General features: G+C 52.3%; 5 protein-coding genes. 4 read left to right on the forward strand and 1 reads right to left on the reverse strand.

Translation table 11 applies throughout. From position 1 onward, the window contains the following. Positions 1-149: 149 nt before the first annotated feature. Positions 150-1,127, reverse strand: coding sequence for a LysR substrate-binding domain-containing protein (locus ACT3R7_RS15540; RefSeq protein ID WP_192539885.1), 978 nt, complete (start codon positions 1,125-1,127; stop codon positions 150-152). A gap of 485 nt (positions 1,128-1,612) precedes the next feature. Between ACT3R7_RS15540 and ACT3R7_RS15545 the strand changes: the two genes are divergently transcribed. The 4 genes from ACT3R7_RS15545 to dctP all read left to right on the forward strand — a co-directional run. Continuing rightward, positions 1,613-2,503, forward strand: coding sequence for a dihydrodipicolinate synthase family protein (locus tag ACT3R7_RS15545; RefSeq protein WP_192539886.1), 891 nt, complete (start codon positions 1,613-1,615; stop codon positions 2,501-2,503). 23 nt (positions 2,504-2,526) lie between these two features. Then, positions 2,527-3,855, forward strand: coding sequence for an NAD(P)/FAD-dependent oxidoreductase (locus tag ACT3R7_RS15550; RefSeq protein ID WP_192539887.1), 1,329 nt, complete (start codon positions 2,527-2,529; stop codon positions 3,853-3,855). A gap of 69 nt (positions 3,856-3,924) precedes the next feature. After that, positions 3,925-5,430 (forward strand): aldehyde dehydrogenase, encoded by a 1,506-nt coding sequence (locus tag ACT3R7_RS15555; protein WP_441676194.1) that lies wholly within the window; start codon positions 3,925-3,927, stop codon positions 5,428-5,430. Between the two features lie 245 nt (positions 5,431-5,675). Then, positions 5,676-6,478, forward strand: an 803-nt coding sequence (gene dctP, locus ACT3R7_RS15560; protein WP_496199295.1) for a TRAP transporter substrate-binding protein DctP, incomplete at its 3' end; no start/stop codon positions are given.

The following is a 6,478-nucleotide window of genomic DNA, read 5'->3' on the forward strand; positions in this document are numbered from 1 at the left end:
CAAAAAATTGTGAAGTTCTTCTGCAGTTTGCGCACTTCCATATGCTGTCAGTTAAAGAAAGCCACGGACAGTAATGGAATAAAATAGAGACATAGAGCGAAGCTGACTGCGATTGTGAAGACCTATTGCGGGTCACATGTATGCGTTTTTCAGAGTGTTACGCTCATATCGCACTCGGCGGTAAACCAATCACGAAAGCGCTGTATCTCTTCGTCATCGGCCCGATTTTCGCGATAACAAAGATAGTGACGCGTTTCCTCCAACACTACCTGTTCGTCAACGGGCCTAATCAGCCTTCCCTCAGCGATTAACGGTCTTACTAGATGATCCCAGCCCAATGCGACACCCTGATGGTTTAATGTCATCTGAATCAACATGTTGTAGTCATTTGCATTGAAGAAGTGGGAGCTATCCTTAGAATTCCTAGCGATATCTAGCTGATGAATAGCCATCCATACCCCCCAGTCAACATGCTCGGCGACCTGAGCACGTCCATAGGGGCTAAGGTTGAGTAGTACAGCATCACGTCTTAATCCATCTAGAGTGCCGACCTCTGGATGTTTCTCCAAGTAGCTCGGCGAACACACTGGGTAGATTACATCACAAAACAACGGAATGCTGATGTAGCCTTCCATAACACGCGACAGCTTGGTGATAAAGATATCTGGAGAAACACCTGGTTCCATGGCAAGGAAATTCTGCGTTGTCACCAAGTTGAGATCGATGTTCGGATTGGTACTAAAGAAGCTGGGCAGGCGGTGAGACATCCATAGCGCCGAGAAGGCAGGAGAGCAACATAGCGTTAGCGATCGCCGAGCAACGTTACCAAAATCATCTCGGATGCGATCAGCGGCCTGAGCGATATTAATAAACGAGAGCTGAGCAGCATCGAAAAAGATAGAGCCTGCTGCCGTTAGTTCAACAGCACTTCCCACACGCTTGAACAGAGGCGTTTGCAGGAAGTTCTCCAGTTCGCGCACCTGGCGGCTGATGGCCGCCTGGGTCACGCATAACGCCTCTGCAGCGCGAGTGAAGTTCTGATAACGCGCCGCTGCCACAAACGACCTTACTGCCCGCAGCGAAGGCATCTTCAACAGTGTTTGATCAGGAGCAGTGTGTCGGCTCATTACGGAAAATCCTCAAACGCTCGGATAAAAAGGCAGTTCTGCTCAGCCTGTTGGTTGCTCAGACCACAGTCAAATAGATCAGTATCGCGACATTGTGGGAAGACTACCCCAAAGCAGTGGCTGTCACCAAACCCTTATGCTTTTAGGTAAGTCAGAGAGTGGAGGGCGTTCAATCTTCAGCCGGCTCAGCGCCTTGATACCCCACCGCCAGCTCGTGTGGAGCTATGACTTTCTAGCCATCCGAGTGGCTAATGCACTTTTGACGCTATCTCCTAAGGCGTTGGCATTTATGTAATGTCTCGGCCTCCTCATAACATCTGCTCATGATTTGACACTAGAAAAGGTTTCTTCCGTTGTCATGGCATCGCTACTTATCCTGACCTTTCTTCTCAACTGAAAATATATGAATAACCGCGGCCGCATAAACGTTCGTAAATACTTAACGGGGCGCCGCTCTTAAATCATCTCTTCCAAAAGGTAACAATATGAATTTCGACGGTATCTGGACTCCTGTTGTCACGCCCTTCAACGAAGATGGGTCTCTAAAGCTCGACGTTCTGGACAAGTTGATCGATACCCTCATTACGCAGGGTGTGCATGGTTTGATCATCGGTGGTACTACCGGTGAATACTACGCCCAAAATATGGATGAGCGGAAAACTCTCCTTAACCGAGTCGCTGAGTGTGCGAAGGGGCGGATCCCGTTAATGGCAGGCATCAATGCTACGGCTACAGCAGACAGTCTGGAACTGGGACAATATGCAAAGAGTATCGGCTTCGATGCCCTTCTTGTGGCTGCCCCCTACTACTGCCAACCGGCTCAGGATGAATTACTGGCCCATATCCAGGCTATCGATGACGCCTTCGACATGCCGATTATGCTCTATAACTTTCCTGACCGTACCGGTGTGCCGATGACCATGGAGCTGATAGAGGCTCTTCGCGATCGCCCGAACATACAGGCGATTAAAGAAAGTACGGGTTCTATCGAGCGTATGCATGCTTTAGCCACCGAACACGCCGATCAGCTGCAGCTAAGCTGCGGCATGGATGACCAGGTGCTGGAGTTCTTCGTGTGGGGCGCCCGAAGCTGGGTGGCGGGTGCTTCCAACTTTCTGGCCCCTGAGCACGTCGCTCTATATAAGGCGTGCGTCATAGACAAGGACTTCATCGCTGGGCGGGAACTGGCCACGAGGCTGCTACCGATGCTCAATCTATTGGAGCAGGGTGGCAAGTTTTGTCAATACATCAAATATGGCTGTGAGCTGGCTGACCTGCCCGTCGGCCCGGCGCGACGTCCGCTGCTGTCATTGAACGAGCAAGAGAAAGCTGTTCTCAAGCAGACCTATGATGCGTTAGTTGCCTGCCGCCGCTGACACCTTGCTGTGGAGCACTTCTCATGAAGCTGCAATGCAAGTTTCTTCCTCAGGATGATGGACGCTGTGGCTGGTATGAAACCTTACCTCCACCTCCCCCAAGTACGCCGCTTCTCGGCAATGTACGTGCCGACTGGGTGGTGTTGGGGGCTGGACTGGCCGGATTGGCGGCGGCTCGGCGCCTGGCCGAATTGAAGCCAAACGACAGCATCGCTCTGATTGATGCTCGGCGTGTCGGCTTCAGTACTGCTGGGCGCAATTCGGGATTCATGATCGATTTGCCGCATGACATAAACTCTCACGACTATACTGGCGACCGGACCCATGATCTTGAGCAGATGCGCCTTAACCGGGGCGCAATCGACTACATGCGCGAGATCGTGCGGCACCACGCTATTGACTGCGATTGGCGCGAGCAGGGAAAACTGCATGGCGCGGCGAGAGATCAAGGCATCCGTGTGCTGGAAACGTTTGCCAAGGGGCTTTCTGCGCTGGGCGAGCCTTACCGCGAATTAAGCGCTGATAACATGGCGGCGATTACCGGTACGCGCTTCTATAAAGCTGGCGTACATACTCCCGGCTGCGTGCTGGTTCAGCCAGCGGCGTTAGTACGAGGCCTGAGCCAGAACCTGCCCGAAAATGTGCATTTATTTGAGGACAGCCCGGTACGCCATATAGAAGTAGGCAAGCCTCATGTGCTAGTGACCGATCAGGGCTGTATTGAGGCACCCAGACTGGTGCTGGCCAACAATGCCTATGCCGCTCAGTTCGAACAACTGGGGCTCAAAGGTCGTCTGCTGCCGATTTACACCTACAGTAGTTTGACGCGTCAGTTGAGTGATGCAGAGTGCGACAGGCTGGGTGGCGACGATAGCTGGGCGTTGATACCGGCAGACCCGATGGGTACAACGGTCCGACGCATGGGAGATGGACGTATCTGCATTCGAAACTCCTTCACTTATAACCCTAACGTCAGTACCAATGCTCGCCAGTTGGCAAAGGCGCGGTTCGCCCATCTGCGCGCCTTTAAACGGCGCTTTCCTATGCTGCCGGACGCGAGTTTCGAATACACATGGGGGGGGGCTTTATGCTTGACCCGCAACAATGGCAGACCGTTTGGTGAGCTCGCCCCCGGCGTGTTCAGCGCCTTGTGTCAAAACGCCTTGGGGCTGACTGGCGGCACCATCTCCGGCAAGCTGATCGCCGAATACGCAGTCGGCGTCGATAGCGAGTTGCTTAATATCATGTTGAAACAGCCCAAGCCGGCAGCCAACCCACCCGAGCCTATGCTGGGGATCGGGGTGCGTAGAACCCTTGCCTGGAAGGAGTGGCGAGCCGGAATTGAGCGCTAAGTAATCGATAAATAACTATACGGCGCAAAAAGACATGCGCACTCGAGAGACCAATACGGGAGTAAAATAATGTCCAACACCCTCACTCAATCGGATATCACACAGCAGCTTGAACAGCTTGAATACCGCAATCTGGCCTTCATTGATGGGCAGTTCGTGCCAGCAAAATCAGGCAAGACCTTCGACACCCTTAATCCTGCCACCGGGAAGGTTATTACCCAGCTGGCTGCGTGTGAAGCTGACGACGTAGACATTGCCGTCAAGGCTGCCCGCCGAGCCTTTGAAGAGGGTGTCTGGTCGAAAATGGCGCCCGCCGAGCGAAAAGTGATCATGCAGCGCTTCGCCGACCTTATTGAAGAAAACTGCTTGGAGTTGGCGGTTCTCGAATCCATTGAGGCCGGTAAGCCAATCAGTGAGTGTTTTAATGTTGATATCCCTGATACCGCCAATACCATTCGCTGGCATGCCGAAGCCATCGACAAGCTTAACGATGCCGTGACGCCCACCGAGAGCGGCGTGCTTTCCATCGTCACTCGCGAACCGATCGGTGTAGTGGGCGCGGTGTTGCCGTGGAACTTTCCGGCCATGATGGTCGGCTGGAAGCTGGGGCCAGCGCTTGCCACGGGAAACAGCGTGATTCTCAAGCCTGCCAAGTTGACGTCACTGAGTACCACTCGCATGGCTGAGCTGGCCTTTGAAGCAGGCGTACCTGCAGGGGTGCTCAATGTCCTACCCGGCATGGGGTCAACGGCTGGCCAGGCAATCGGCATGCACCCTGATATCGACTTAGTGGGCTTTACGGGTTCCACCGAGGTGGGGCGCATGTTCCTTGAATACTCGGCAGCCAGCAACCTCAAAGAAGTCTTGTTGGAGTGTGGTGGTAAAAACCCTCAGGTAGTAATGCCCGATATTCGCGATCTTAAGACGGTAGCCAGTAACGTTCTCGCCGCCGCTTTTTGGAATATGGGTGAGAACTGCTCAGCGGGTTCGCGACTGATTGTGCACCGTTCCATCAAGGACGCCTTGCTCAAGGAAGTGCTGGCCCAGTTGGAAAGTGATTGGAAACTGGGTGACCCTCTGGATCCTGAGGTCAATCTCGGCGCCTTAGTCGAGGAAGCTCACATGGAGAAAGTGCTTTCGTATATCGCAACAGCCAAACAAGAAGGACTTACACTGCTCACCGGCGGTGAGCGGGTTCGCGAAGAGAGCGGCGGCTACTTCGTGCCACCGACGATTTTCGATGATGCCACCCCTGAATCAACCATTGTGCGTGAAGAGATTTTCGGCCCGGTGCTGGCGGTAATGGCATTTGATACTGAAGAAGAAGCTATCGCTCTCGCCAACGACACCTGCTACGGCTTAGCAGCATCACTTTGGAGTAACGACCTGAATACCGTGCATCGTATGTCAGCGGCAATTCGTGTTGGCACTGTAACGGTAAATTGTTTCGGGGAAGGCGATATCACCACGCCGTTTGGCGGATTCAAACAATCTGGTTTTGGCGGGCGTGATAAATCTATTTATGCCCATGATCAGTACTGCGAACTCAAGACAACCTGGATCAAGCTCACCTAAATAAAGCAAGGGATAGCTACTCAAGGCGCCTGTTACGCATCTGTCTTTCCAGTTAGGCACCTGGAAAGACAGCCCTGCAAAGCCAAGTAAATCTTTTCATCCATAACACAGGGTTGTGGTTTGTTAGTCAAAAATGTCGTTTCCACTACTTATCTCACCAAAGTAATTTAAACGCATAGCTGTAATAAAAAGATAACGAAAGACGCCAGATTACAATATTTCCACTACAAAAAGGCTGCTAATAAATGAAAGCTTCATTAAAGCTCAAACACAGCACTATTATGAATATCCTCATTGCTTCTGCTTTGATAACTCCCAGCGTAGCTATAGCGAGCGATGATACCTACCGCTTTCGGATGGTAAATGCAGAGGATACTGCTGATTCTCCGGCAGGGCGAGGCATGCAGAGGTGGGCTGATTTGATCGAAGAGCGCTCCAATGGACGCATGACGGCCCAAGTATTTCACCAAGGCGCGCTTGGCAACGTCAGCGAGGTTTTCGACCATATGCTAATGGGCGGTGTCGACATGGTAATCGCCACTGCCCCGACTACCTACGACAACCGCGTTGGCGTAATGTCGCTACCTTATTTATTTTTGGATTGGGAGGAAGCACAGGCAGCGTGGGAACGTGGTGGATGGATGAACGAGGTCGTTGAACCGATCTTCACCGATATGGGCCTTAAGATGTTTGGGTCTTATCCATGGGGGTTCACAGGCGTCGCGACTCGTGGCGATTATGCGTTAAGTCTCGATGAAGCCCAGTCGAAAGCATTGAAAGTGCGCGCCATCCCCGCCTTTCCTGTACCGCAAACTGTACAAGCGATGGGCTACCATTCGGTGCCGCTTGACTGGAATGAGGTATATACCGCCATTCAAACAGGCGTAGTGGATGGCGACGCTGGCAACATCATTTATTGGGATTACGAATTTTTTGGCGAAATCCTCGATTACTTTGTGCACACCAAACACTTTTTCGGCCAAGCTGCGCTGATGATGAATCAGGATACCTGGGAGTCGTTAGACGAAGAGGATCAGCAAATTGTAGC

Origin of the sequence: Halomonas sp. AOP43-A1-21 (genome assembly GCF_052376775.1) — a bacterium.
GTDB classification, from domain to species: domain Bacteria; phylum Pseudomonadota; class Gammaproteobacteria; order Pseudomonadales; family Halomonadaceae; genus Vreelandella; species Vreelandella colorata.

What these genes read in the sequence shown, in the direction of transcription:
- ACT3R7_RS15540 (WP_192539885.1), bottom strand. Translation starts at nt 1,127, where the DNA reads ATGAGCCGACACACTGCTCCTGATCAAACACTGTTGAAGATGCCTTCG.
- ACT3R7_RS15545 (WP_192539886.1), top strand. Translation starts at nt 1,613, where the DNA reads ATGAATTTCGACGGTATCTGGACTCCTGTTGTCACGCCCTTCAACGAA.
- ACT3R7_RS15550 (WP_192539887.1), top strand. Translation starts at nt 2,527, where the DNA reads ATGAAGCTGCAATGCAAGTTTCTTCCTCAGGATGATGGACGCTGTGGC.
- ACT3R7_RS15555 (WP_441676194.1), top strand. Translation starts at nt 3,925, where the DNA reads ATGTCCAACACCCTCACTCAATCGGATATCACACAGCAGCTTGAACAG.